General features: G+C 70.8%; 1 protein-coding gene. It reads right to left on the bottom strand.

The annotated features are described in order from the left end of the window. Positions 1 to 1,611, bottom strand: a 1,611-nt coding sequence (locus LJ657_RS47985) for an IS1182 family transposase (protein WP_232656079.1), incomplete at its 3' end; no start/stop codon positions are given. Between the last annotated feature and the right edge of the window lie 99 nt (positions 1,612 to 1,710).

Raw genomic sequence — 1,710 nt, 5'->3', positions numbered from 1 at the left:
CTGCTGGAATGCTGTGGGAGGGCGGGGCCGGTACGAGCCGTCGGCGGGTTCTTGAAGGCTCAGCCGCTCGACGTTGATCGCGAGTGCGGTCAGGACGTGCTGGACGTGCGTCTTGGCCAGGCCACGGTAGCGGCACCGGCGTCCGCGGTGGCCGTTGGCGAACTCCTCAATGGTGCCCTCGGCCCCCGAGCGTCGCCCGTAGAGTCGGCGCCAGTTGGCATCCTGCTGGTCGGCGCGGTTCTTGGTTTGGAGTTCGTGCAGGCGGCGGGTGGGAAAGTACAGGCTGCGAAACGGGCCTGGAGTGCACTTGGCCCGCTCGGGGCAGCGGCCGCACTGGCGGGCGTCGAACCGGACTGTGACCTTGGTCGGCTCGGCCGCCGGCAGGTCCTGCCAGTTGCCGCTGACCTGCCCGTTGGGGCAGGTCACCTCGCGCTGGTCGAAGTCGATGATGAAGTTCTCCCGGCCGAATCCGTCGCCTGCCCGGTGCTGCGGGGTGGTGCTGGGCGGAAGCGGCCCGATCAGAGTGACGCGGTGCAGGCGGGCGGCGGCGTCCATGCCGGCCACGGAGGTGTAGCCGCCGTCGACCAGGTGCCGGTCCGGCAGCAGGCGCAGCCGCCTGAGGCGGGCGTGGATGCCGGGCAGCGCCTGGCTGTCCGCGCTGGAGACGGCGGTGGCCACGTCGGTGATGACGTTGATCCGCTTGTCGTCGCAGGTCTCGGTCACGTGCACGAGGTAGCCGGTCCAGCGGGTGTCGCCGCGGCGCGTCCAGCGCGCATCGGTCTCATACGGCGACTCGATCTGAATCCGGGAGGGCGGCCGGCCGTCGCGCTTCGTGCGCGGCCTGAACCGCCCCTTGGCATCCACCAGGAAGTGCTGCACCAGGATCGTTCGGAGCACCTTCGCCTGCGCCGGAGCGCCGCCGGGGAACCGGGCGTCAAGGCGTTGCAGCAGCTCGCGGGCGTCGTTGCCCACCTGCTCCAGGCGGGCAACGGGGTGGCTGGGCTGGGAGCACAGGCGAACCGGCCGGCCGTAGCGTTGGGCCCATTCGGCGGTGACCAGCTCATCCAGCACCTCTGGCGCGTCGCGGGCCACCTCTTCCAGCACGGCGCGGACCGCCTCGGTCACCAGCTCCAGGCGGGTCAACTCCCGTGCGGCGGACAGGACGTGGGTGGAGTCGGTGCGCTGCGTGACGCGCCCCTTGAGCAGGCCGGCCCGTCGGATCCGGGTGAGTGCGAGGCCCAACAGCCGGTCGGCGCGGTCGCCTTCGGCGAGCCGGTCGCGGAAGTCGGACAGGACGCTGTGATGGAAGCCGGGATCGTCCAGGTCCAGTCCGAGGGCGTACTTGAAGTCGATTCGGCAGCGCACCGCCTCGGCGGCCTGGCGGTCGGAGAGGTTCATCGCGTACTGCAGCACGCAGACGGTGGCGAGCTGGGCGGGGGAGAGCCCAGGGCGGCCGTCACGCGGGTACCAGGCGGTGAAGTCCTCGTCACTCCAGAGGCCGTCGACGCGGTCGCGGATCCACATCGCGGTGGTGCCCTTGGGGTTGGCCGCGCGGGCAACCCGGGCGGTCAGCGGCGGGATCTCGGCTCCGGAGTGAGGTTGGAGGGACACATCGGGCTCCTGGGGAACGAGGGCGGGACGTTCCAACGAGCCTGACGCAACATCACGATCGTTAACTGCCGTCCTCAAGATTCCCGACAGAGTCGCTCA

This window comes from Streptomyces guryensis, assembly GCF_021261325.1.
Lineage (GTDB): Bacteria > Actinomycetota > Actinomycetes > Streptomycetales > Streptomycetaceae > Streptomyces > Streptomyces guryensis.
Note: the sequence above shows the minus strand (reverse complement) of the source record. Positions and strands in the feature narration are given on the sequence as shown.